General features: G+C 70.5%; 21 protein-coding genes. 12 read left to right on the plus strand and 9 right to left on the minus strand.

Translation table 11 applies throughout. The annotated features are described in order from the left end of the window. Window positions 1-52 precede the first annotated feature (52 nt). Window positions 53-1,720 carry a methyl-accepting chemotaxis protein gene (locus tag LOK46_RS01765; RefSeq protein ID WP_273562209.1) on the plus strand — a complete coding sequence of 556 codons (1,668 nt, stop codon included), beginning with the start codon at window positions 53-55 and terminating at the stop codon, window positions 1,718-1,720. A gap of 10 nt (window positions 1,721-1,730) precedes the next feature. Here LOK46_RS01765 and asd read toward each other — a convergent pair whose 3' ends face one another. Next, window positions 1,731-2,642: an archaetidylserine decarboxylase gene (asd, locus tag LOK46_RS01770; protein WP_273562210.1), complete on the minus strand. Its 912-nt coding sequence runs from the start codon at window positions 2,640-2,642 to the stop codon at window positions 1,731-1,733. A gap of 32 nt (window positions 2,643-2,674) precedes the next feature. Here asd and LOK46_RS01775 point away from each other — a divergent pair, with 32 nt between their 5' ends. Beyond that, window positions 2,675-4,366 (plus strand): aminotransferase class III-fold pyridoxal phosphate-dependent enzyme, encoded by a 1,692-nt coding sequence (locus LOK46_RS01775; RefSeq protein WP_273562211.1) that lies wholly within the window; start codon window positions 2,675-2,677, stop codon window positions 4,364-4,366. 42 nt (window positions 4,367-4,408) lie between these two features. On the opposite strand, the gene LOK46_RS01780 is transcribed toward LOK46_RS01775, so the two are convergent. Beyond that, window positions 4,409-5,020, minus strand: coding sequence for a hypothetical protein (locus LOK46_RS01780; RefSeq protein ID WP_273562212.1), 612 nt, complete (start codon window positions 5,018-5,020; stop codon window positions 4,409-4,411). Window positions 5,021-5,073: 53 nt separating this feature from the next. Next, entirely contained in the window at window positions 5,074-5,760 is a 687-nt protein-coding gene (locus LOK46_RS01785) for a class I SAM-dependent methyltransferase (RefSeq protein ID WP_273562213.1), read from the minus strand. 686 nt (window positions 5,761-6,446) lie between these two features. On the opposite strand from LOK46_RS01785, the gene LOK46_RS01790 reads away from it, so the two are divergent. From LOK46_RS01790 to mqo, 4 genes are all read left to right on the plus strand, one after another. Further along, the gene (locus tag LOK46_RS01790; RefSeq protein WP_273562214.1) at window positions 6,447-7,241 is read left to right on the plus strand and encodes a lytic murein transglycosylase; all 795 of its coding nucleotides are present in this window, start codon (window positions 6,447-6,449) and stop codon (window positions 7,239-7,241) included. A 225-nt stretch (window positions 7,242-7,466) separates the two neighbouring features. After that, window positions 7,467-8,588 (plus strand): tlde1 domain-containing protein, encoded by a 1,122-nt coding sequence (locus LOK46_RS01795; RefSeq protein ID WP_273562215.1) that lies wholly within the window; start codon window positions 7,467-7,469, stop codon window positions 8,586-8,588. Window positions 8,589-8,734: 146 nt separating this feature from the next. Then, the gene (locus tag LOK46_RS01800) at window positions 8,735-9,283 is read left to right on the plus strand and encodes a lipocalin-like domain-containing protein (protein ID WP_273562216.1); all 549 of its coding nucleotides are present in this window, start codon (window positions 8,735-8,737) and stop codon (window positions 9,281-9,283) included. A gap of 542 nt (window positions 9,284-9,825) precedes the next feature. Next, the gene (gene mqo, locus LOK46_RS01805) at window positions 9,826-11,526 is read left to right on the plus strand and encodes a malate dehydrogenase (quinone) (RefSeq protein ID WP_273562217.1); all 1,701 of its coding nucleotides are present in this window, start codon (window positions 9,826-9,828) and stop codon (window positions 11,524-11,526) included. A 122-nt stretch (window positions 11,527-11,648) separates the two neighbouring features. On the opposite strand, the gene LOK46_RS01810 is transcribed toward mqo, so the two are convergent. From LOK46_RS01810 to LOK46_RS01820, 3 genes are all read right to left on the minus strand, one after another. Next, the gene (locus LOK46_RS01810; RefSeq protein ID WP_273562218.1) at window positions 11,649-12,383 is read right to left on the minus strand and encodes a DUF3750 domain-containing protein; all 735 of its coding nucleotides are present in this window, start codon (window positions 12,381-12,383) and stop codon (window positions 11,649-11,651) included. A 94-nt stretch (window positions 12,384-12,477) separates the two neighbouring features. Beyond that, window positions 12,478-13,296 (minus strand): triphosphoribosyl-dephospho-CoA synthase MdcB, encoded by an 819-nt coding sequence (gene mdcB / locus LOK46_RS01815; RefSeq protein WP_273562219.1) that lies wholly within the window; start codon window positions 13,294-13,296, stop codon window positions 12,478-12,480. Window positions 13,297-13,482: 186 nt separating this feature from the next. Beyond that, on the minus strand, window positions 13,483-14,274 hold the full coding sequence (locus tag LOK46_RS01820; RefSeq protein ID WP_273562220.1) for a glycosyltransferase family 2 protein: 792 nt from the start codon (window positions 14,272-14,274) through the stop codon (window positions 13,483-13,485). Window positions 14,275-14,405: 131 nt separating this feature from the next. On the opposite strand from LOK46_RS01820, the gene LOK46_RS01825 reads away from it, so the two are divergent. Further along, entirely contained in the window at window positions 14,406-15,818 is a 1,413-nt protein-coding gene (locus LOK46_RS01825) for a methyltransferase domain-containing protein (RefSeq protein WP_273562221.1), read from the plus strand. A 42-nt stretch (window positions 15,819-15,860) separates the two neighbouring features. On the opposite strand, the gene LOK46_RS01830 is transcribed toward LOK46_RS01825, so the two are convergent. Next, window positions 15,861-17,843 (minus strand): acyl CoA:acetate/3-ketoacid CoA transferase, encoded by a 1,983-nt coding sequence (locus LOK46_RS01830; protein WP_273562222.1) that lies wholly within the window; start codon window positions 17,841-17,843, stop codon window positions 15,861-15,863. A 382-nt stretch (window positions 17,844-18,225) separates the two neighbouring features. Here LOK46_RS01830 and LOK46_RS01835 point away from each other — a divergent pair, with 382 nt between their 5' ends. Together LOK46_RS01835 and LOK46_RS01840 are read left to right on the plus strand one after the other, a co-directional pair. Beyond that, window positions 18,226-18,402: a hypothetical protein gene (locus LOK46_RS01835; protein WP_273562223.1), complete on the plus strand. Its 177-nt coding sequence runs from the start codon at window positions 18,226-18,228 to the stop codon at window positions 18,400-18,402. A gap of 175 nt (window positions 18,403-18,577) precedes the next feature. Next, a complete protein-coding gene (locus tag LOK46_RS01840; RefSeq protein ID WP_020091721.1) occupies window positions 18,578-18,898 on the plus strand; it encodes a hypothetical protein in 321 nt (106 codons plus the stop codon). Between the two features lie 49 nt (window positions 18,899-18,947). Here LOK46_RS01840 and arsH read toward each other — a convergent pair whose 3' ends face one another. Continuing rightward, on the minus strand, window positions 18,948-19,715 hold the full coding sequence (arsH, locus tag LOK46_RS01845) for an arsenical resistance protein ArsH (RefSeq protein ID WP_273562224.1): 768 nt from the start codon (window positions 19,713-19,715) through the stop codon (window positions 18,948-18,950). A gap of 50 nt (window positions 19,716-19,765) precedes the next feature. Between arsH and LOK46_RS01850 the strand changes: the two genes are divergently transcribed. Genes LOK46_RS01850 through LOK46_RS01860 form a run of 3 tightly spaced genes read left to right on the plus strand, consistent with a single transcriptional unit; the run spans window position 19,766 to window position 21,752 of the window. Beyond that, window positions 19,766-20,125 (plus strand): ArsR/SmtB family transcription factor, encoded by a 360-nt coding sequence (locus tag LOK46_RS01850; protein ID WP_273562225.1) that lies wholly within the window; start codon window positions 19,766-19,768, stop codon window positions 20,123-20,125. Continuing rightward, window positions 20,118-20,555: an arsenate reductase (glutaredoxin) gene (gene arsC, locus LOK46_RS01855; protein ID WP_273562226.1), complete on the plus strand. Its 438-nt coding sequence runs from the start codon at window positions 20,118-20,120 to the stop codon at window positions 20,553-20,555. The genes LOK46_RS01850 and arsC overlap by 8 nt, the downstream gene beginning before the upstream one ends. Window positions 20,556-20,588: 33 nt before the next feature. Then, window positions 20,589-21,752, plus strand: coding sequence for an MFS transporter (locus LOK46_RS01860; RefSeq protein WP_273562227.1), 1,164 nt, complete (start codon window positions 20,589-20,591; stop codon window positions 21,750-21,752). A 15-nt stretch (window positions 21,753-21,767) separates the two neighbouring features. Here the strand turns inward: LOK46_RS01860 and LOK46_RS01865 are convergent, their stop codons facing one another. Next, complete coding sequence (locus tag LOK46_RS01865; RefSeq protein ID WP_273562228.1) at window positions 21,768-23,057, minus strand: NAD(P)/FAD-dependent oxidoreductase; 1,290 nt, start codon at window positions 23,055-23,057, stop codon at window positions 21,768-21,770. Window positions 23,058-23,060 lie beyond the last annotated feature (3 nt).

The raw sequence follows: 23,060 nt of genomic DNA on the forward strand, positions 1-23,060 counted from the left end.
TGTTAGACCGCCTTCGTTGTTCAAGGCCACGACAACGATACGGTCGCCATCGATGATTATCACGATCAAGGGCAGGCTTTTTGCGCTTATCGCGGCATTAGGTACACTTCTCATGGGGTCAGCAGCGCTCAGTAACTATGCGCTCTACAATAACTACAGGGGCCTCGAGTCGATCTACGCCGACAGGGTCATGCCGCTCAGCCAGTTCGGCGCCATGCGCGATGCCTTCGATGCCATCCTCACCGCGGCGCGGGATTTCGAATTCCACTCGATCCAGGCGCCGGAAGCCGCGACGATCCTCGATCGCCAGCTGGCACGGGCGAAGGAAGCCTGGGCCGCCTACCTGACCACCTATCTCACACCCGAGGAGACACAGCTCGTCGCGCACCTGACGCCGCAATTCGATCGGGACGTGGCGATCGTCTTCGGTCTCGTTCGCGCCTTGACGAACGGGGAACCCGACGCCGTGACCGTTGCCCGAAACAACCTACTTCGCGCGATGGGCCCGACGACGGCGGCCATCGGCGAGCTGTCCGACCTGCAAGTCCGTGAGGCCCGCGCCGAGTTCGAACGCGCGGAGGCGATGGCGCAGCGCCTCCGCATCATGCTCTTCGCGACACTCGCCGCCGCCGCCCTCGCGGTCGGGTACGGCATCCGCGTGATCCTCATCCAAGTCACCCGCCCGATCGGCCGCACGACGGCGACGATGACCCGTCTCGCCGCGGGCGACCTCGACGCGCGGATCGACGTGGCGCTCCGCGGCGACGAGATCGGCGCGATGCTCAGGGCCATCCAGGTCTTCAAAGACGCGCTCGTCGCGAAGCGCGCGGCGGACGCCGCCGCCGCCGCCGAGGCCGCCACGAAGGCACACCGCGCCGAGGTCATGGACCGCGCCACGCAGACGTTCCGCGCCCGGATGGAGCGCCTGACCGCGGCGTTGTCCAGCAGCGCCGCGGCCATGGAGGCTGCCGCCGCGACCATCGACCGGAACGCCGGACAGACCGCGACGCAGTTGCTTCAGGTTTCCTCGGCAGCCGAACAGACATCGGTCCACGTGCAGACCGTGGCGGCCGCCAGCGAGGAACTGGCGACGTCGATCGGGGCGATCAACGGTCAGATCACGCGCTCCTCGGACATGGCGCGGCGCGCCGCGTCCGAGGCGACGGAGACCAACACGCTCGTGATGAGCCTCGCCGACGGCGCCGAGCGGATCGGCACCGTGATCAGCCTGATCGCCGGGATCGCCGCGCAGACGAACCTGCTCGCGCTCAATGCCACCATCGAGGCGGCCCGCGCCGGGGAGGCGGGACGCGGCTTCGCCGTCGTCGCGACCGAGGTGAAGGAGCTGGCGGCGCAGACCGTCCGGGCGACCGAGACCATCTCCGATCAGGTCGCGACCATCCAGAAGGAGACGCACCGCGCGGTCGATGTCATCCAGGCGATCACCGCATCCGTCCTGGACCTTCGGACCATCGCGACGAGCGTCGCGGCCTCGATGGAAGAGCAGGAGGCGGTGACGCAGGAAATCGTGCGGAACGTCAGCCAGGCCGCCGACGGCACGCAGGCGGTCACGGTCACGATCGGGACCATCACGGAGGCCGCCGGGGAGACCGGCCGGACCGCGGCCGTGGCGCTTGACGCGGCCACCGCCCTGTCGCGGCAATCGGAGACCCTGAACGCCGCGGTCGCGGATTTTCTGGCGGCGGTGCAGGCTGCCTGAGACGGCGCGCTCAGCCGTCTGGCAATCCGGGGTGCTGCGGCAGGCGCATCAGCGGCGCGCCGACGCGCAGGATCGATCCGACGGCGAGCTCCGGGCAGAGCGTGAAGCCGGAGGGCGCCAGCACCACGATGGTGGAGCCGTGCTCGAACCAGCCCATCTCGGCGCCCTTCGCGAGGTGCGTCGCGGTGGGCAGGTTCCGCCCACCGGTCTCCCGCAGGGCGAGCCCCTGGGGCAGGAAACCGAGGCGCAGCCCGGCGACGAGGATGGCCGCCACCGGCACCAGCGTCACCGCGTGCCCGCCCTCAGCGAGGCGCAGGCGCAGGACCGCGCGCTCGTTCCGGCAAAACAGCGCCTCGACGCGCTTCAGGGCGATCGGGTTCACGTTCCAAGTGTCGCCCCAGATGTGCCGTACCGACTCGACGCGGAGGTCGTGCGGGGCGTGGAAGCGATGGTACATCCCGGCCGTCAGCCGTAGGGTGGCGTAGCAGCCCCCCTCGTGGGCGCGCGCCAGCGCGGCGTCCCCGCCCAGCAGGTCGGCGAGCGGGTAGGACAGGCCCTTGATTTGGAACAGGCGGCCGGCCTCGATGCGGCCGTGCGCCCCCAGGATCGCGTCGCAGGGGCTCGTCAGCAGAGCCGGATCGGCCGCGATCGGCCGTGCGCCGGGGCGCAGGGCCCGCACGAAGGCGGCGTGAAGGCTGGGGAAGCGCGCCTCCCGCGCGTCGCGGAGATCGACGTCGCAGAACAGCCGCCAGGTCGCGATCGAGAGGTCCCGGATCAGCGGCTGCTCGATCCGGCTGAACCAGCCCATGAACCGGGTCGCGAGGCGGCGCGGCAGACGATTCGTCAGCAGGAAGTTGAGATCCTCCTGCGCGCCGACGCGCGCCAAGAGTGTCCGCAGCCGAGATCCCGCAACCGTCATCATGCCGTGAACCGTCTCCGGTAGGGCGCGGGGCGATGTCCGCGCTCCTCATCACCCTGTCCGCCACCACCGCCGCCGCGGTTCTCGCGCTGCCCCGGGCGGCCGAGCGCCTGCAGCTCTCGCTGGCGAAGCACCGCTCGCTCACGGGCCACGCCCGCATGGCCCGGCGCGTCGCCGGGCTGATCCCGCACTATTCCTATTCGGAGCGCGCCTTCTTCCGGTCGGACGATCCGGGCGAGGCGGTGGCGCGCCGCCGCGAGGCCGGCTTCGCCCGGCTCTCCGACCTGTTCCGGGCTCGCTTCGCCAGGACACGGGCCGAGACCGAGGCGGTCCGCGACGGGCTCTCGGACCTCCAGTTCACCGGGCTCTACCGGGTGCCGTTCCAGTACGCCCGGCACGTGCGCGCGCATCTCGGCACCGGCGCCTTCGCGGCCGCGGCGGAAGGCGTCACCGTCACGGATCTCGACGGCAACGTCTTCTACGATCTCGCCGGCTCGTACGGCGTGAACCTGTTCGGCGTCGACTTCTACCGGGCCTGCCTGGACGAGGGCGCCGCGCGGGTCTCGGCGCTGGGCCCCGTGCTCGGACCGCTCCACCCGGTCGTCACCGGAAACGTCGCGCGGCTGAGGGCGATCTCGGGCCTCGACGAGGTGTCGTTCCACATGTCCGGCACCGAGGCGGTGATGCAGGCCGTGCGGCTCGCCCGCTACCACACCGGCCGCCGGCGGATCGTCCGCCTGTGCGGCGCCTATCACGGCTGGTGGGGCGAGGTGCAGCCGGGCATCGGCAACCCGGTCCCGACCCGCGACACGCTCACGCTCGCCGACATGTCCGAGCGGACGCTGCGGGTGCTCGCCACCCGCCGCGACGTCGCCTGCGTCCTGGTCAACCCGCTCCAGGCCATGCACCCGAATGCCGGCGCGCCGGCCGATTCCGCGCTGGTCGACAGCGGCCGCAGGGCGGCCTTCGACCGCGCCGCCTACACCAAGTGGCTTCACGAACTCCGGGCGGTGTGCAGCGCCCGCGGCATCGTGCTGATCCTCGACGAGGTCTTCCTCGGATTCCGGCTGGCCCGCGGCGGCGCGCAGGCGTATTTCGGCCTGCGCGCCGACATGGTCACCTACGGCAAGACCCTGGGGGGCGGCCTGCCGGTCGGCGTCCTCTGCGGGCGCGCCGACCTGATGCGCCGGTACAGGGAGGACCGTCCCGTCGACATCTGCTTCGCGCGGGGCACCTTCAACGCCCATCCCTACGTGATGGGAGCGATGGGCGTGTTCCTCGACCGGCTGGACAGCCCGGCGGTGGCCGCTCTCTACGCCGACCTCGACGCGACCTGGGACGCGCGCGCGCGTCACCTGAACGCCCGGCTGGCGGAGGCCGGCCTGCCGGTGCGGGTCGCCAACATGTCGACGGTGTGGACGGTCCTGTACACCGAGCCGTCGCGCTACAACTGGATGCTGCAATTCTACCTGCGCGCCGAGGGGCTGGCCCTGTCGTGGGTCGGGACCGGCCGGATGATCTTCAGCCTCGCCTACGACGACGCGGCCTTCGAGGCCGTCGCGACGCGCTTCGTGGCGGCGGCGCGGGCCATGCGGGCGGATGGCTGGTGGGAGGGCGGCGGTCCGAGCGACAGGGCGATCCGCCGGTCGATCCTGCGCGAGGTCGCGGCCATCCGCCTGGGCAAGCTCGGCGACCGCCTGGGTCTGCGCGCGCCGGATCGAGCCTGAACGGGGTGCCGGCCGCGCGGGGCCGGCACCCGGGATCCGATCTCAGGCGCCGCGCTCGTGCGGCTCCTGCTCCTCGACGAACTCACCGTGCATCAGGGCGAGGGGCGCCTTGTGGTAGAGCTTGATGTCGTGGAACGGGTCCGTGAGGATCTTGGTCACCCAGACGAGGCCGGTCTGGACGTCGCGCTGCACGAAGAGCTGGACCATCCGGAACAGCAGGCCGGCGAGCGCCAGCCACAGCCAGATCCAGCCGACATTGCGGATCAGGTCGGCGGTGCTCTGATGGGGCGCGATCAGGCCGAACAGGCTCGGGTCGAAGTAGAGCGGGAGGGGGGCCAGCGCCCAGATCGCCAGCAGCACGATCTTGCGCTGCAGGTTGTAGCCGACCTTGATCTCCTCCTTGTGCTCGTGGGTCGCGTCGTTGACGTGGTCGTAGCCCTTGGGCTCGAAGAACAGGTGGCCGGCCTGCCGGGACGTCATCGCCACCAGCCAGCCGATCAGCGCCGCCGTGGCCGGGTCCCTGAACGCCAGGGCGTAGGCCACCAGGAAGCTGATCGCGCTCACCACGTGCAAGCTCTGATTGACGCGGTTGTGGTGGTAGTAGCGGTGGTCGTCCCAGCGCTGGATGCGCAGCGCCTCCAGAAAGCTCGCCATGATGTGCGTCCCCGATCGAAGGTTGTGGTGGGCTGGTCGAAGCTGACGCGCGCTCAGGCGGCGCGCTTGCGCAGGCGGACGAGGGAGAAGTGGCCGAGCGGCGGGAGCGCGCGGCGCTCGACGAGTTCCACCGGCGCGCCGGCGGCCCAGGCCGCGTAGCGCTCCCAGGCGAACTCGGTCCGCCAGCCGAGGCGGCTCGTCATCGGGGCGAGGGTGCGCTCCACCGCGCGCCGCAGGCCGGCCTCGGCACCGATCCGCGTGGTGATCACGATCTCTCCGCCCGGGCGCAGCACCCGGGCGAACTCGTCCAGCGCCGCCTCGGGATTGGGGACCGCCGTCACGACGTACTGCGCCACCACGACGTCGAACGAGGCGTCCGGGAAGTCGAGCTGCTCGGCATCCATGACGGCGAGGCGCTCGACGTTGCGCAGGCGCAGCCGGGCCACGCGCTGGCGCGCCTTCTCCAGCATGGGCGCCGAGATGTCGATGCCGACGATGCTGCGGGCGCGCCGGTAGGCGGGCAGCGACAGGCCGGTGCCGACGCCGACTTCGAGGATCCGGCCGCCGATCCGCTCGGCGGCGGCCGCCGCCAGGGTGCGGCCCTGCGCGAAGACGGGCCCGAAGACGAGATCGTAGACCGGGGCCCAGCGGCCGTAGGCCTTGGCGACGCCGTCGCGGTCGAGATCGGGCCCGAGGGTGCCCGCGCGCGTGGAACCGGTGTCGTGCATTCCGAGGGCCATGGGCGTCCTGTCTGGTAATCGGCTGGGTCGGCGGGGCGACTCGCTTCGACCGTCGGCTGCAGGTCTGAGGCGGGCGTTCACCAGCTCAGTTCACGTCGCCGCGCGTCCGCTTGGTCAAACCGCGATCCGGTCAAGGGCTCGCGCTTGTCCGCCCGGGGCACCCCGAGAACGCCGAGTGGCGTCGCGAAAAGGCAGGGAGCGGTCAGGATGGGCGTGGGAGGCGGGATCTCGATCATGCCACGCCGCCCGGATCATCAACGACCCCACGCCGCCTCTCCGCAAAAGTCTTTCCGCCGGCAAAGCTATGTCGCTCGTTTGACAAGCTTGTGACATATCCGTCAAACACACCTACGCATATTCGATTTGCTGGCAAAATACTGATGTGCGACGCGCCAAATCTATGCGCGATCGGCAATATGCGATTCTGCCAGCTGCCTGAACTTGCCCGGCGCGGAATGCCTCGATTGCGCGTCGGTCGCGCGTCCGCACTTCGCACACACCGTGTTCACGATGCTCCGAACACCCTGCCGTTGCGGCCTCGTCGCAGATCCCGAGATGCGCGATGATTTGAGAGCGGGAAGCCTGCAGGTCGCGCCTTCGACATCTTCTCGCCCTGATATCGACGAGATGTGACGCGGTATCCCCAGCAGGACAGGGCGCGACGACGCGCCGAAGGAGTGTTTCGCGTGATCGAGATTTTGCGGCGTCAGACAATCGCGGTCGCGGCCATCGCCGGGATCGCTCTCAGCGCCGGGCAGGTGCGGGCCGCGCAGTGCGGCAACACCGCGGCCGGCTTCGATGCGTGGAAGCGGCAATTCGCCGAGGAGGCGCGCGGCCGGGCCAGCGCGGCCAGCCTCGCGGCGCTGCAGAACACGACCTACTCGACCGCCACCATCTCGGCGGACCGGGGCCAGCACAGCTTCAAGCTGTCGCTGGACCAGTTCCTCGCCAAGCGCGGCGGCCCGACCATCGTCAAGCGGGGCCGCGCCCTGAAGCAGCAGAACGCGGCCCTCTTCGACTCGATCGAGCAGCGCTACGGCGTGCCGCCGGGCCCGCTCCTGGCGATCTGGGGCATGGAGACCGGCTTCGGCGCCGTGCGCGGCAACGTCAACACGCTCTCCGCTGTGGCGACGCTCGCCTACGATTGCCGCCGCTCCGAGTACTTCACGGACCAGCTCTACGCCGCGCTGACCCTGGTCGATCGCGGACTGCTGACGCCGAACACCCGCGGCGCGGCCCACGGCGAAGTCGGCCACACCCAATTTCTGCCGAAGAACGTGCTGGCCTACGGCACCGGCGACCTGAACAACGTCGGTGCGGCCTTGTCGTCCACGGCCAACTTCCTCAAGGCCCATGGCTGGCGGGCCGGCGCGGGCTACCAGCCCGGCGAGCCGAATTTCGCGGCGATCCAGGGCTGGAACGCGGCACCCGTCTACGAGAAGGCGATCGCGCTGCTCGGGCGCCAGATCGACAACGATTAGCAGTATTGCGGTCGTAGATAGACCGATACGAACTGCGAAAACTGCGGCGGCGCCCGAAAATGGTCCCGATCGGGCCAAGATCGACCATCGCGTCGCCCCACAAAAGCCGGCCCGACCCCGCTGTCTCAGTCTGAGCGGGGCCGGTCCGCCCGCCGCGACTCCTCCCACTCCGGAGAGCGGCAGCCGGGACGCCCCGCCTCGCGACGAGGAGCATGGGCAACCGCGATGGCTGTCGAATCCGTGCCGCTGGACGGCGCCAAGACCCGGAACGCGCGCAACGCGTGGCTCGCGCCCCTGACGGTGCTCACCGGCGTTGTGACGATGGCCGCACTCGGGAGCAGCGTCCTGCATCGCGCCCCGGTCCCGGCAGCCGGCATCGAGAGCGCACGGACGAAAGCGCCGGTGCCCGCACCGGCCGCAGAGGACAGGGCCGAGATCGCCGCCGCCGAACCGGCGACCACCGTGTCGCCCGATGCCGACCGCGAGACGATCGACGATCCCCACTCGCGCTGGGCCTGGAATCGGATCGCCCCGCCGTCGCTGACGCCCGAACCCGCGCCCGAAGGGGGCGCCGAGGCCAGTGCCCAGCCAGGGATGCAGACCGCGGAGACGCCACCAGGGGCGATGGTCGTCCCGCTGCCGATCCCGCGCCCACCCGAATTCCGCGCGCCCGCGGGTCCTGGACTCGCCCGGCGTTCCGACCGGCGCATGGCGCGCCGCGAATTGCCGCCGGCAGCGCAGCCCGCGCCGCAGCCCGAGGAGCGCTCGTTCCTCGAGAAGCTGTTCGGCATCGAGCGCGGGCCGGCCCTGGCCTACACGGCGCTGGAGAGCAAGCCGGCCGACGTCGCGCCGCCGCCGCAGCGCGTCTCGCCACCGCTGGCCCCGTCCCGGGATCCAGGCCCCACGGCCGGCATCGCGGTCTACAACATCGCCGCCAAGACCGTGACCCTGCCGAACGGCGAGCGCCTGGAGGCTCATTCCGGGCTCGGCGAGGGTCTGGACGATCCGCGCCTCGTCAATGTGCGGATGCGCGGGCCGACGCCGCCCGGCACCTACGACCTCACCGAGCGCGAGCGGCCGTTCCACGGTGTGCGGGCGATCCGCCTCACGGCGATCGGCGGCAACGAGGCCGTCTACGGCCGCGTCGGCCTGCTGGCGCACACCTACATGCTGGGCCCGCGCGGGGATTCGAACGGCTGCGTCTCGTTCCGCGATTACGACCGATTCCTCCAGGCCTACCTGCGCGGCGAGGTCCAGCGGCTGGTGGTCGTCAGCGGCACGCAGGACCCGCTGCCGAGCCTCGCCGCCGGCACGGTCACGACCCGCATGGCCCGCAACGGCGGCTGAGGCCGGGTCGTCCGCGACAACCGCCGCAAGCGCGCTGAGGGTCTACCAGCACTGCTCCCTCGGCGCTTGGAACCGGCCGCGCCGGCCCGCAGAACGCGGCGGCGGCGCGTAACGGTGCCGAGGCCCGCGACTCCCCAGTCCAGATTATGCCTGCACAACGATCGGCGGCCGCGGCCGTCCTCGCCCTCCTGATGCTCCCGCTTCTCCTGGCCGTGGACCGGGCCTGGAGCGCGTCCGCGCCGGACCACGTCGGGGCGGCGGTTGTCGGTGCCCACTTGGCGGACCGGATCGTCGGCACCTGGGAGCTCGTCTCCTACAAGATCGAGGACAAGGAGACCGGCAAGCTCATCGACGCCATGGGCGGCACGCCGCGCGGACGCGTCATCTTCACCAAGGACGGCTGGGTCGCGTTCAACCTCGAGGGCACCGCGCGCAAGCCCGCGACCACCGACGCCGAGCGGGCGGCGCTGATGAAGACCCTCGTGGCCTATATCGGACGCTACCGGATCGAGGGGGACCAGTGGGTTACCAGCGTGCAGACAGCCTGGGCGCCCGAATGGGTCGGCACCGAGCAGCGGCGCACCATCCACGTCGACGGCGACTACGCCGACGTCACGACCCCGTGGCGCGTGATGCCCAACTGGGATGACGGCCGCCTGTCGCGCAGCATCATCCGGTTCAAGCACATCCCGTAGATTCGAGTTTCCGCGGCGCCGGCCGACGGTTGCGGGCGGTCGAGCGGCCCGATGCAAGTCTAACGGCGGGTCGCCGCGATGGCCACCGTTCGTCGCGGCGGGCTGACAGTACGGCGGCAATTGCAACCCCGGTGGTGATTGTCCTTTCAGGCCTCGTCCTCTATGAGGCCACCATCAATCTGCTGAGCCAAGCCAGCCAGCATCTTCCCGCCCAACCGGCAATCGCGCCACCGCGCGAGCGAGGTCTTGAACCGGAGATCCGTTCTCCGGCGTGATCGCGCGCCCATGTGGAGGGAAGAACTCTGCGTCGCGCGAGCGCGTCCCTTTGTCCCGCGATCCGTGCGTGCCGAGGACGATGGGAGCGGTGCAGACCGGCGCAGGACCGTCGCGTCGGGTCGTGCGAGACCGCGAGCGTGCCGCGACGGGGATGGGGAAACGATCCGGAAGGCCGGACGGGCGAGAATCGCGCCTGTCGCATCGAGTGTCTTCCGTACGCGGCGCGGCCAATCGGCCGGTCCGGTACGCAAAAGCGGGATCTGCCCATGCGTGGCGACGACGAGAACCAACACCTGCGCGACCGCCGGGCCGCGAACGTGCTGCCCCTGAGCCGGCGGCGGCTCCTCGGCACGGCCGCGACCGGCCTGGCGCTGGCGGCCGTTCCGGGGGCGCTTGCCCTGGCCGACGGCGCGGACGGCAAGGTCGATGTGCTTCTGATCGGCGGCGGAATCATGAGCGCGACGCTGGGCGTCTGGCTGAACGCGCTGGAGCCGAACTGGTCGATCCAGATGGTCGAACGGCTCGATCAGGTCGCCCTGGAGAGCTCGAACGGCTGGAACAATGCCGGAACCGGCCACTCGGCCCTGGCGGAATTGAACTACACGCCGGAGAAGAAGAATGGCCAGATCGAGATCGCCAAGGCGGTGGAGATCAACGAGGCGTTCCAGGTGACCCGGCAGTTCCTGGCTCACCAGGTCAAGACCGGCGTGATGACGGACCCGCGCGCCTTCATCAACTACACGCCCCACATGAGCTTCGTCTGGGGTGACGACAACATCGCCTACCTGAAGAAGCGCTGGGAGGCCCTCAAAGCGAGCCCGCTCTTCGCCGGCATGGAGTATTCGGAGGATCCGGAGCAGCTCCGCAAGTGGGTCCCCCTGATGATGGAGGGCCGCGACCCGAAGCAGAAGGTCGCCGGGACTTGGTCGCCGCTCGGGACCGACTGCGAGTGGGGCGAGGTGACCCGCCAGTACGTCGCCCACCTTCAGAAGCAGCCGAGCTTCAACCTCCGTCTCTCGACCGAGGTCGAGAGCATGACCAAGAACGGCAACGGCTCGTGGCGGGTGACCGCCAAGAACCTGAAGGACGGGACGCGCCGGACGGTCGACGCCAAGTTCGTCTTCATCGGCGCCGGGGGTGGCGCCCTGCACCTCCTGCAGAAATCCGGCATCCCCGAGGGCGACGATTACGCCGGCTTCCCGGTGGGCGGCTCGTTCCTGATCAACGACAATCCCGACGTCGCCACGCTCCACCTCGCCAAGGCGTACGGCAAGGCGTCCGTCGGCTCCCCGCCGATGTCGGTGCCGCATCTCGACACCCGCGTGCTCGACGGCAAGCGCGTGATCCTGTTCGGCCCCTTCGCGACCTTCTCGACCAAGTTCCTCAAGGAGGGCTCGTACTTCGACCTCCTCAGCTCGACCACCACCAGCAACCTCTGGCCGATGATGAAGGTCGGCGTCGACGAGTTCCCGCTGGTCGAGTACCTCGCGGGGCAGCTGATGCTGTCGGACGACGACCGCATCGCGGCTCTGCGCGCGTACTTCCCGAAGGCCAAGAAGGAGGAGTGGCGCCTCTGGCAGGCGGGGCAGCGTGTGCAGATCATCAAGCGCGACCCGAACAAGGGCGGCGTGCTGAAGCTCGGCACCGAGATCGTCAACGCCAAGGATGGCAGCGTCGCGGCCCTCCTCGGGGCCTCGCCCGGTGCCTCCACGGCGGCGCCGATCATGCTCCAGGTCTTGGAGAAGGTGTTTGCCCAGAAGGTCGCCACGCCGGAATGGCAGGCGAAGATCCGGGAGATCATCCCCAGCTACGGCACGAGGCTCAACGACGATCCCGACCGTGTCGCCCGCGCGTGGGCCGACACGAGCGCGCAGCTCCAGCTCCCGACCCCGCCGCAGATCGACCGGGCCGTGCTGAAGCCGGTCGCGACCGGCAGCACCGTGCTCAACAGCAGCCCACGCCGGTGAAGGAGCCGGTTCACGACCTCGCACCGTGAGCGCTGCGTCCCGGGGCGTCGCCGTTCGTGCGCCCCCGGCACCGCGGTGGCCGGCAACCATCTTAGCCGGGCACCGCGATTGCCGAGGAGCGCTCAGAGCCCGACCCGCCCCAGGGCCGGCAGCTTGATCCCGGGCCGCCGCAGGTCGATCCCGGCGACGCCGCCGAGCAGGTTCAGCTCAAGGCCCTCGACCCAGCCGACCGTCAGGCCGGCATACCCGCCGAGGTTGAGGCGGATGCCGGTGCGGGAGGGAGTCAGACCGATCCAGCGCCCGTCGTAGGGGAAATCTTTGCCGATCGCGGTGGTCGGAAGGCTCTCGTGGATCTCCGGAACCGCCGCCATGACCGCGGCCACGAAGGTGTTGGAGTTCGGACCAGGCCAGACGACGTAGTCGCCGGGCCGGCTGTAGCGGTACTCGGCCACGGCCTGCCGGATCCGCGGGAGCATCGCCTCGGCCGCGGGCCCGTCGGCCGCGAACACGATCGTCGGCGGGTTTCCGAACCAGCGCCCGTCCGGCACGAATCGGTCGACCCAGATCGGCTGGCCCCAGGCCGTGTAGTCGAACCGGCTGTAGGCGCGGGCGCCGCGCTCCTTGACGACGATCCAGCTGTGCGTCGCCACGATGCCGCGCCAGCTCACGGTCCGCGCCGAGAAGATGCGCAGCACGGCGCCGGGATGCGCGTCCGCGCGCGGCAGCAGGCCGGCACTGGACCGATCCGCCAGACGCCAGTCACCGCTCGCGCGCGTCGCGTAGAGCAGCGCTGAGACCGCCACCGGCACGAGGAAGAGCGCGGCGAACGCGAGGAGGGCGATCCTGAACAGGGTCACGGGCGGTCCGGCGGGGGAGGGGGATAGAATCCGGATGTAGGTATCGATCGCACCCGCGAAACTGCGACCGACGCGACCCGGGGCTGCTCGCGCGTCAGAGCGGGGAGGCGAGGGCGTCCAGCAGCAGCGTCGCGGCGAGGAGATCGGCGCACCCGCCGGGGCTCAGGCGCGCGGCCACGAAGGCGCGGTGGATCGCCGCCGCGCGCGTGCGCCACGCGGGAGCCGCGATGCCGCCGGCGTCGAGAAAGGACGCGGCGGCCGTCCGCGCGCCGACGAGGCCGTCGGCGCCGCCGCGGTGCAGGAGATTCGTGTCGTCGACGACCGCGAGCAGCGCGAAGAAGCAGTGCACGCGCGCCGCCTCGGGATCGTCGGGGGCGCAGGATCGGCCGAAGCGGAGGGCGGGAAGGCCGACGGCGCGGATGGTCGGGAACCCCGCCGCGGCCTCGGCGCTGGCGCCGCCGACCCCGAAGCGCCGCGCCGCGCGGCCGCCGTGGCTGACGGCCGAGACCGGCGCCCGGGTGATGGCCGGCCCCCAGAAATGACCGACCGTCTCGGCCAGCGCCTCGGCGCCCGCGCGCTCCGCACCACGCCGCGCGCCTCGCAATCCCGCCGCGGCGCAGATCAGGCCCAGCGAGAAGATGGCGCCCCGATGCGCGTTGACGCCGTCCGTCGCCCGCATCATCGCGGTCTCGGCGGTCAGACCGATGGCCCGCAGCTCCGCCAACTCCGCATCGCGGGCACCCGCCGCGGCCAGCTCGGCGAAGTACGGCCGGATCGCCGCCGCGCTGCGGCGGAGCGTCTCCGCATCCATGTCGTCGTGGCTGCCGGAATCGACCGGACTCACGAGGCCGGGCTTGGGCCAAGTCTCCAGTTCACCGATGAGCGCCGCGTGCGCGAGGTCAGCGACGCGCACGGCCCAGGGCGGGTCGGCGGAGTCCCGGTCGGTACCCGGCGTCGTGAGGCTCTGATCGTCGCGCAGGGTCGGGCCTCCTCAGGGGTTCGCCGGCGTGGCCGAAGCGGCGTCGGGCGGCCCGACGTATACCGCATGGGGGCACCCGCGCATCCGCGTGGTACTCCGCGCAGGAACGCCCGCGCGGCCCTAGAAGGAACCGACGAAGCGCTCGGGCAGGTGCCACAGGTCGGGCGAATGGATCGCACTCTTGCGCTCGATCGCGTCGGCGAAGATCCGCTTCGTCGTCTCGAAATGGGCCTCGCCCGGCCGCATCTGAACGGGACGGCGCGGGATCCGGGCAACATCCGCCTTCACGAAGGCCAGGAACTCGGTCGGGTCGATGGCGTGGTGGGAGTTCGGGATGCCGATCGGCGCGGCCGCGTTCCGCTTCTGCTGGCGCCTGAAGAGTATGTCGTGATCCAGATACGCCAGGTGGAACAGGAACAGGTCGCGAAAAGCGGGGCGGTGATCCTGGATCAGGCAGTGGAAGCCGACATGCCAGTCGACCCGCTCCGACACGATGGTGGCCTTGCACAGGGTCGATATCGGACGGATGAATCGTCGCTGGCCGGAGACGGGCGCCGCGACGTCGATCGGGGCCTCGCCCTGGACGTGCATGACATCGGCCCCGAACAGATCGAGGATCGGTGGCAGCGACCGCGCGGCGATGTAGTCTGTGAGGTTGGGCGATACGTCCGGATCGGGAAGGACCAGCTCGTCGCTATCCGCATAGAGAACATATTTGAAGCCGATGAACAGGGATGCGCAGAAATCCCTGACGGTGTGGGCGCGCTCCCACTCGTTCAGGGGCAGCCTCGGCAGCCGGATGACGTTCGCGCGCAGTCCGGTTGTCGAGCCGTCGTCGGAACCGTGGTCGAGGATATAACAGTTTTCGGCCCCGACTTGCCGCTCGTAGTGCCTCACCCAGAGCGGAAGCATGGTCCTTTCGTTATAGACCATGGTAACGGCTGCGAGCGGCCTCTTGTGCAACGGATTTCCTTCCCGCCGACGCGGCATTCACCGCGCTTCAAGAGCGCATTCGCGAAGCGTTTGTTCGGAGCTTAGATGCAATGGATCGTGCGCAGCAACTGCTCAGGTCGCTAGCTAAGGATGCCCGCATCGTCGAGGTTGGCCCGAGCTTCAGTCCCCTCGCGCCGAAGCGCGACGGCTGGAACACGTTCGTCATCGATCACGCGCCGCGCGCCGAGCTCATCGAGAAGTATCACGACCAGACAGTCGACCGGATCGAGGAGGTCGATTTCGTCTGGACGGGGGGCTCGATCGCGGACGCCGTCCCAGTCGACCAGCATGGGACATTCGACGCGTTCATCGCGAGCCACGTCATCGAGCACACCACCGACGTGGTGACCTTCCTGCGCGCCGCCGAGACGCTGCTCCGGCCAGACGGCGTGGTGATCCTGGCCGTGCCCGACAAGCGCAAATGCTTCGATTTCTACCGCTCCATCACCGGGACGGCGGACGCGATCGCGGCATTCCTGGAGAAGCGGAACCGCCATACGGTCCGTACCCACATCGACTACGCCCTGAGCATGGCGCTCAAGGACGACGGCACGGTCGGCGCGTGGTCGGGCCGCGACACGCGGCCGGCCATCCCGGCCAACCCGCTGACCGACGAGCCGCAATGGCTCGGCGCCGCGCAGCTGCCGCACTACGCCGACGCCCATGCCTGGGTGTTCGTGCCGGCGAGCTTCAACCTGATGATCCTGGAACTGTCGCAGCTGGGCTACATCGATCTGCGCGTCGAGGATTCCCTCGACATGGACGCGACGGAGTTCTTCGTGTGGCTCCGCAGGGGACGCGAGCATCTGTCGCCGGACGAGATCCGCGAGCGGCGCACCGCGCTGATGCAGCGCGCCATCGTCGAACTGGCGGAACAGGTGCAGCAACTGCCCGAGACGTCCTTCATCCATATGGCCTCGGCGGGAGCCCTGCGGGACCAGCTCCTCAAGGCGACTTACAGGACCGACGCGCTTCGGACGGTGCTGGCGGCGCTGCGCGCCAGCATCGGCCGCTTCGGGCTGGATCGAGCCAAATTCAAGCGCCTCATCGGCGCGGCGAGCCAGAAGGTCCCGGGGAATCTCTCGGCGGCGGTCCAGCACAAGATCCTCCTGACCGAGGCGACCAAGATCCTCGACGGCATCACGGATTCCGCCGCCGAGGTGGACGACCGGGACCCCGCCGTCATCGACACCGCCGTCCTGGTCGCGCCGCTCGGCGCGGCCCAGTTCGGGGATCCGCTGCTCGCCGCCGAACTCGAGCGCGAGCGCCAGCGCGCCCGGGCCGTCCGCACGGTGCTGGACGCCGTGCTCGGAAGCCTGCGCCGCCGCGCCCTCGACAGGAAGCGGTTCCGGCACCTCGTCACGCAGGCGGCCGCGCGGACGCCGAATGACGGCCCCGAATCCGCCCGCCACGCGGTGCTGTCCGAGGAATCGCGGCGGGTCCTCGGCTTGCCGGTCGCCTGAAACCGAGCACGGCGGCGACCACGCGGCGAGCCCGACCGATCTTCAGGCCGCCGAGGCGACCGCCGGGGAGATCCGCTTGCGGGCCTTCTTGTCCTCGGTGCTGCTCACGAACGCCTGCGCCTCCTCCTTGCGCTCGAAGACGTGCGGCGCGACCCCGCGCCTGTTCAGGGCCTCCTCCATCTTGAGGCGCAGGAAGGCACTCGTCGCGTAGCGGGTAGTGGTGGCGTAGTAGTTCGCCTGCAGATACTGGACCATGCCGGCGTAATCGTCGACCAGGTTCTCGTTGAGCCGGAAACCGTCGTGGTTGATCACGGCGTTGACCCGCTGGCCCGCCTTCCGGCAGGCCTCGACGATGGTCATGCGCAGCTCGTCCATGTCGCCCTTCACCCGGCAGTACCAGCCTTCCAGGTTGACGAAGAGGATGTTGCGCTCGCCGTCGTAGCTGACGCGAGACTTCAGATCGAGGTTGAGCAGGTCCGAGATCAGCTCCATCGGCTCGTCGCGGAAGATGCGCGGATCCATCGGCACCGGATTGCGCACCACGGGCGCGAAATCCATGTGGGCGAGGATGTCGCGCTCGATGTCGATCCCCGGCGCGACCTCGATCAGCTCCAAGCCCTCCGAAGTCAGCTGGAAGACGCAGCGCTCGGTCACGTAGAGGACCGGCTGCGACCGCTCCACCGCGTAGGGCCCCGAGAAGGTGTTCTGCTGGACCTGGGTGACGAACTTGCGGGCCTTGCCCTCGTTCACGATGCGCACCTGACCGTCGCTCACCGCGATCTCCAGGCCGCCGGCCGTGAACGTCCCGGCGAACACGACGGTCCGGGCGTTCTGCGAGATGTTGATGAAGCCGCCGCAGCCGTTCAGCTTGCCGCCGAACCGCGAGGTGTTGACGTTGCCGGCCGCGTCGCATTCGGCCATGCCCAGGCAGGTCATGTCGAGGCCGCCGCCGTCGTAGAAGTCGAACATCTGGTTCTGGTCGATGATGCAGTCGGCGTTGGTGGCGGCACCGAAGCTCGACCCGGAGGCCAGCACCCCGCCGACCGCGCCCGCCTCGGTGGTGAGCGTGATGTAGGGAGTGATCTTCTCCTCGTTGGCGACCGACGAGATGCCCTCCGGCGCTCCGACGCCGAGATTGACGACGCCGTTCGGCGGCAGCTCGAAGGCGGCGCGGCGCGCGATGATCTTGCGCTCGTTGAGCGCCATCCGCTTGATGCCGGTTACCGGGACCCGGATCTCGCCGGCCAGCGCCGCGTCGTGCATCACGCCGTAGTTCATCCGGTGCATCTCGGGCTCGGCGACCACCACGCAGTCGACGAGGATGCCGGGGACGCGAACGTCCTTCGGCAGCAGGTAGCCGTCGTCGACGATGCGCTCGACCTGGGCGATGACGATGCCGCCGTTGTTGCGCGCCGCCATGGCCTGCGCGAGGCAGTCCAGGGTCAGCGCCTCCTTCTCGTAGGAGAGGTTGCCCGACGGGTCGGCCGAGGTGGCCCGGATGAAGGCCACGTCGATCTTGGTCGCCGTGTAGAACAACCACTCCTCGCCATCGACCTCCACGAGCTTGACGATGTCCTCGGTGGTCAGCTCGTTGACCTTGGCGCCCCCGTGACGCGGATCGACGTAGGTCTTCAGGCCGACCTTCGAGAACAGGCCCGGCTGGCCCGCCGCGCAGGCGCGGTAGAGCTGAGAGATCACGCCCTGGGGCAGGTTGTAGCCGCGGATCAGGTTGTCCTGGGCGGCCTTGGCGACCTTGGGCATGCGGCCGAAATTGGCCGCGATGACCCGCGTGAGGAGGCCGTCATGGTGCAGGCGGCCGGTTCCGAGCCCTTTGCTGTCGCCGGCCCCCGCCGTCATGATCAGTGTCAGGCCGCGCGGCGATCCCGTGTCGACGAACCGCTTCTCGAGAGCTGCGTGCAGGGCCTCCGGGATGCAGCTCTGGACGAACCCCGTGGTGGTCACGACGTCGTTCTCGCGGATCAGCGCGATCGCCTCTTCCGCCGAGATGACCTTGTTCTTCCTCATGGAGCCCGTGATCCTCCCCGGCACCTTGAGGAGCGGCCGGCCGTGATGCCCGTCGCCTCCGACTGTGCCATGCGCCGCCCCCGTGGTGCCGGAACGTCTCGGCCCCGGGGATCGGCTGAGTTTTGAATACGATCGTTATTGCACCGCATCAATATTTGCGGCACTGCACGAGGGCACATGCCGGCGCCGTGACAGTACTCCGAAAATTCAGTTCGGCGCTCCTGAAAAACTCTTCGGTCCACGATCAGAAAAATTGCTCGGTATCCGTGCCCGTCGGCCGCCTGTGCTCCTCCGCACGCGATTTTCACGGTCCGCGTGTGCCGGCTCACCGCGACGTCGCCCGAACCGGTGTCTGTCAGTCTCGACACGACAGGAGGCGATCATGAACCGAGATCCGAGAGCGCGGGGCCGGCAGGCCGACGGCAACGCCCGGCCGGCGGAAGCTAACCGCGATACCGACGCCCGCGCACGCGAGGCGGTGGTGGATGCCTGGCGGCGTGCACTCCACCGGATGCGCGAGCGGCGCGCCGCCCAGGACAGCGTCGATCCGGGCCGCTGAGGCCGGAGCAGGGCCAGGAGGCTCAGTCCGGCGACCGGTTGCGGCGCGGGACCGGAAGGCCGGATCGGCCCCCGACGTCGCCCGAATGGGGACGGGGACCGACCCTTTTTCTCTACTTGGCGCGACGCGGCGGGAGCGGCACAGCGTGGGCAACGAACGGGGAGTATGTGAGCCGATGGACGACGACGTCGCAGACGGCATGGACGGCGGCGACGCGAGCTCCGCGGCGGCTCAGGAGGCGAACGGGATCGCCTTCCTGCTGGCGAGCGCCGCCTACCTGACGCTCGCGGACGCGCATCTCCGGCGAGAAGGGCCGGAGGGACTCGCCCTCATGGACGAGATCGAGGACCGGATCACCGAGGCGCTGCGGAGCTTCGTCGAGGAGACGTCCTACGAGGACGCGCGGCCGGACATTCTCCAGCACGCGACACGCAAGGTCCGCGCCCTGCTCGAAGCGGGGCGCTCGCTGGCGCCGGAAATGCGGCGATTCCAGTAGGCGCCGGCCCGGACCGGACCGAGCGGCGCCGCGCTCCGGCCGACCGTGCTCAGGCGCCCGGTCGCGACCGCTTCGCGAAGCCGATATCGGCCGCCACCCCGGCGAGCCGACCGGGATCGCGGTCCTTGCGCTCGCTGTAGCGGTCCACGAGGTAATCGGCGCACTCGCGGGTCAGCAGCGTGAACTTCATCAGCTCCTCGCACACGTCGACGACCCGGTCGTAGAGCGGCCCCGGCCTCATGCGGCCGGCCTCGTCGAACTCCTTGTAGGCCATTGGCACCGAGGACTGGTTGGGGATCGTGATCATCCGCATCCAGCGGCCGAGGACGCGCAGGGCATTCACGGCGTTGAAGCTCTGGGACCCGCCCGAGACCTGCATCACCGCCAGGGTCCGGCCCTGCGTCGGCCGCAGGCTCCCCTCCGACAGGGGCAGCCAGTCGATCTGGCTCTTCATCACCCCGGTCAGGGCGCCGTGCCGCTCGGGCGAGACCCAGACCTGCCCCTCGGACCAGGCCGAGAGGGCGCGGATCTCCCGCACCTTCGGATGGTCGGCGGTCGCGTCGTCGGGCAGCGGCAGGCCATCGGCGTGGTAGATGCGGACCTCGCCGCCCATCGCCTCCAGGAGCCGCGCGGCCTCGTAGGCCAGGAACCGGCTGAAGGAGCATTCGCGGAGCGACCCGTACAGGATCAGGAAGCGCGGCGCGTGCGAGAGCGGGATCCCCCGACCGGCCCCGTCGGTCGGCGCCGCGAAATGCGCCGCGCTGAGATTCGGCAGGCCGTCGCGGACCGAGGGGGCGGGGGCAGGGCTCTTGCTCACCGGGACGCTTTCTCATACGTTCAAACAATCATTTGAAGATTGTCGGGAAAATGGACGACGTGCAAGCCCTGGCGGCGTTCGCGGCCCTGGCGCAGGAGCACAGGCTGCGGCTGGTGCAGGCCCTGGTGAGAGCCGGTCCGGAGGGCCTCGCCTCCGGCACGCTGGCCGAGGCGGTCGGCGTGTCGGCCGCGACGGTGTCGCATCACCTGAAGGAATTGAGCCGCGCCGGGCTGGTCGGTTCGCGACGCGACGGTCGCTCCATCCTCTACAGTGCCGCCTACCCGGTGCTGGCCGATCTGATCGCGTTCCTGATGCGCGATTGCTGCCAGGGCCGCGTGGAGATCTGCATGCCGGCGGCGGAGACCCTGGCCGCCTGCCTCAGCCCCTCGGGAGACACAGCACATGCCTGAGCCGTTCGACGTCGTGATCTACCACAACCCGGCCTGCGGCACGTCGCGCAACACCCTCGCGATGATCCGGAATGCCGGGATCGAGCCCCACGTGATCGAGTATCTCAAGACGCCGCCGGCCCGCGCGCTGCTGCTGCAGCTCCTCGACCGCGCCGGGTTGTCGGTGCGGGACGTGCTCCGGGAGAAGGGCACGCCCTACGCCGAGCTCAACCTCGGCGACCCGGACCTGACCGACTGGCAGTTGCTCGACGCCGTCGCGGCGCATCCGATCCTGCTCAACCGGCCGCTCGTGGTCACACCGAAAGGCGTACGCCTGTGTCGCCCGTCGGAGGCGGTGCTGGATCTCCTGCCGCCGCAGCGGGGCGGGTTCGTGAAGGAGGACGGCGAGCCGGTGGTCGACGAGCAGGGCCGCCGTGTCGCCACGGCCTGAGCGCCCGCGGGCCGTGGCGGCGGCGGTCCGGACATGAGCGAAGCCAGCCGCTGGCCGGTGATCGCCGCACTCGGCGTCGTGGAGATCCTGGCCTGGGGCTCGTCGTTCTACCTTCCGGCGGTGATGGCGGCCCCCATCGCGGAGAGTACCGGCTGGCCGCTCGCCTGGGTGGTCGGCGGACTGGCCTTCGGCCTCCTCGTCGCGGCCCTCGCCTCGCCGCATGTCGGGGCGGCGATCCACCGGAGCGGCGGGCGGCCGGTCCTGGCCCTCGCGGCGCTGCTTCTCGCCGCCGGGCTGACCGTTGTGGCCGTGGCGCCGAACCTGCCGATCTACCTCGCCGGCTGGCTGATCCTCGGCGCCGGCATGGGCTGCGGCCTGTACGATCCCGCCTTCGCGACCCTGGGTCGGCTCTACGGCGCGGCCGCGCGGCCGGCCATCACCACGCTGACCCTCTGGGGCGGGTTCGCCAGCACCGTGTGCTGGCCGCTGTCGGCCTTCCTGGTGGCCCATGTCGGCTGGCGGGGCGCCTGCCTGACCTATGCCGGCCTGCACCTCGCGGTGACGCTGCCGCTGATCCTCGCGATGATCCCGCACGCGCCGGCACTTCCGGTCTCCGACGGGCCACAGGAGGCGGGGTCAGCGTCGCTGTCGACCCGGGAGCGCCGCGCGTTCCTGCTGTTCGCGGGGGTGCTGGTCCTCGGCGGCGCGATCATGTCCCAGGTCTCGGTCCATCTGCTCACCCTGCTGCAGGCGCGCGGCGTGTCGCTCGCCGCCGCCGTCTCGTACGGGGCACTGATCGGGCCCGCGCAGGTGAGCGCCCGCGTCGCCGAGATCTCGCTGAAGGGCCGGCACCACCCGCTCTGGACGCTGACGGCCGCCTTCGGCCTGATCGCCCTCGGGCTGTGGCTCCTCGCGGCCGGGCTGCCGGGCGTGGCGCTCTGGCTGGTGCTCTACGCGGGCGGCAACGGGATCTACTCGATCGCCCGCGGGACGGTGCCGCTCGCCCTGTTCGGCCCCGTGCGCTACCCGCTCGTGGTCGGCCGCCTCGCCCGGCCGGCGCTGGCCGCCCAGGCCCTGGCACCGCCGGCGGGCGCCGTGGTGCTCACGCATGCGGGACCGGGCGCCCTGTGGTGGCTGCTCCTCGCCCTGGCGCTCGCCGCCCTGGGCCTGATCGGGGCGCTGTGGCGCGCGCGGTGACGGCGCGCAGCCCGATCAGCGGATGCCGCCGTCGCGCAGGCGGTACCACGCGATGATCGCCGAGACGTACAGCCGGTTGAGCCCGTGGAGCGGCAGCGGCTCGATCGGCGTCAGCGGCAGGGGCAGGCTGTCGGCATCTCCGGTCGCGATGTAGCTGGCCATCGCCCGGCCCATCGCGGACTGGAGGCCGACGCCCCGGCCCTGGCAGCCGATATCGATGAGGAGCCCGGGCGCCGGCTCGTGGAGATGGGGCAGGTAGTCCCGGGTGATCGCGACGCGGCCGCACCAGCGATGGTCGAAGGCGATCCCGTCGAGCTGAGGGAAGAGCTTGCCGACGATCCGCTCGAGATGGGCCCAGTCGGCGGGGTCGCGCGGCTCCCGGAACGGACCGCGGCCGCCCATCAGCAGGCGCCCGGTATGGTCGAGGCGGAAGTAGAGCAGGAGCTTGCGCGTGTCCGAGGAGACGTGGCCTTCGGGCAGGATCGAGCGCCGCAGGTTGTCGGTCAGCGGCACCGTGGCGACCTGGAACGAGTTCGCCGCGATCACCGTCCGCGCGAGGTTCGGCCACAGGCCGCCCGTGTAGCCGTTGGTGCACAGCACGACCCGGCCGGTCGTCACTCGCTCGCCCTGGGCCGTGGTGACGGTCCAGCCCGATCCGGTCCGTTCGAGGCCGGTGACCGGCGATCCGCCGTGGATCGTGGCGCCGGCCTTCTGGGCGGCCCGCGCGAGGCCGCGGGCGTAGCTCAGGGGCTGGATCGCCCCGCCGCGGCCGTCGAGCCAGCCGCCGAGATAGCGGTCGGTCCCCAGCAGCTGCTCGGTCTCGGCCCTGTCGATGACGCGGGTGGGCGCGCCGAGATCCGCCCACTGGGCCGCCCGCTTGGCGACCTCGGCGAGCCCGGCCTCGGTGTGGGCGCCCTGGATCCAGCCGGCGCGGGAATGCGGCACGTCCATCCCGTGCCGGGCGATGAGATCGAACACGACGTCGGCAGTCCCGCCCGCGAAGCGCGCGAGCCGCTCGCCGCGCTCCCGACCGAACCGCGCGACGAGGTCGGCGGGATCGTACTTCAGGCCCGGGATGACTTGGCCGCCATTGCGACCGGACCCGCCGTAGCCGACCTCCTGCGCCTCGAGCACGACGGGTCGGATGCCGCGCTCGGCGAGATGCAGGGCGGTGGACAGGCCGCAGAACCCGCCGCCGACGATCACCACCTCGGCGAGGCCGGATCGGGCCAGCGGCGGCGTGTCCGGCGCGGGCGCCGCCGTCGTGGCCCAGAGCGAGGGTGCGAGCGGGAACGGTTCGGCCACGGC

Origin of the sequence: Methylobacterium sp. NMS14P, from assembly GCF_028583545.1 — a bacterium.
Classification (GTDB): Bacteria; Pseudomonadota; Alphaproteobacteria; order Rhizobiales; family Beijerinckiaceae; genus Methylobacterium.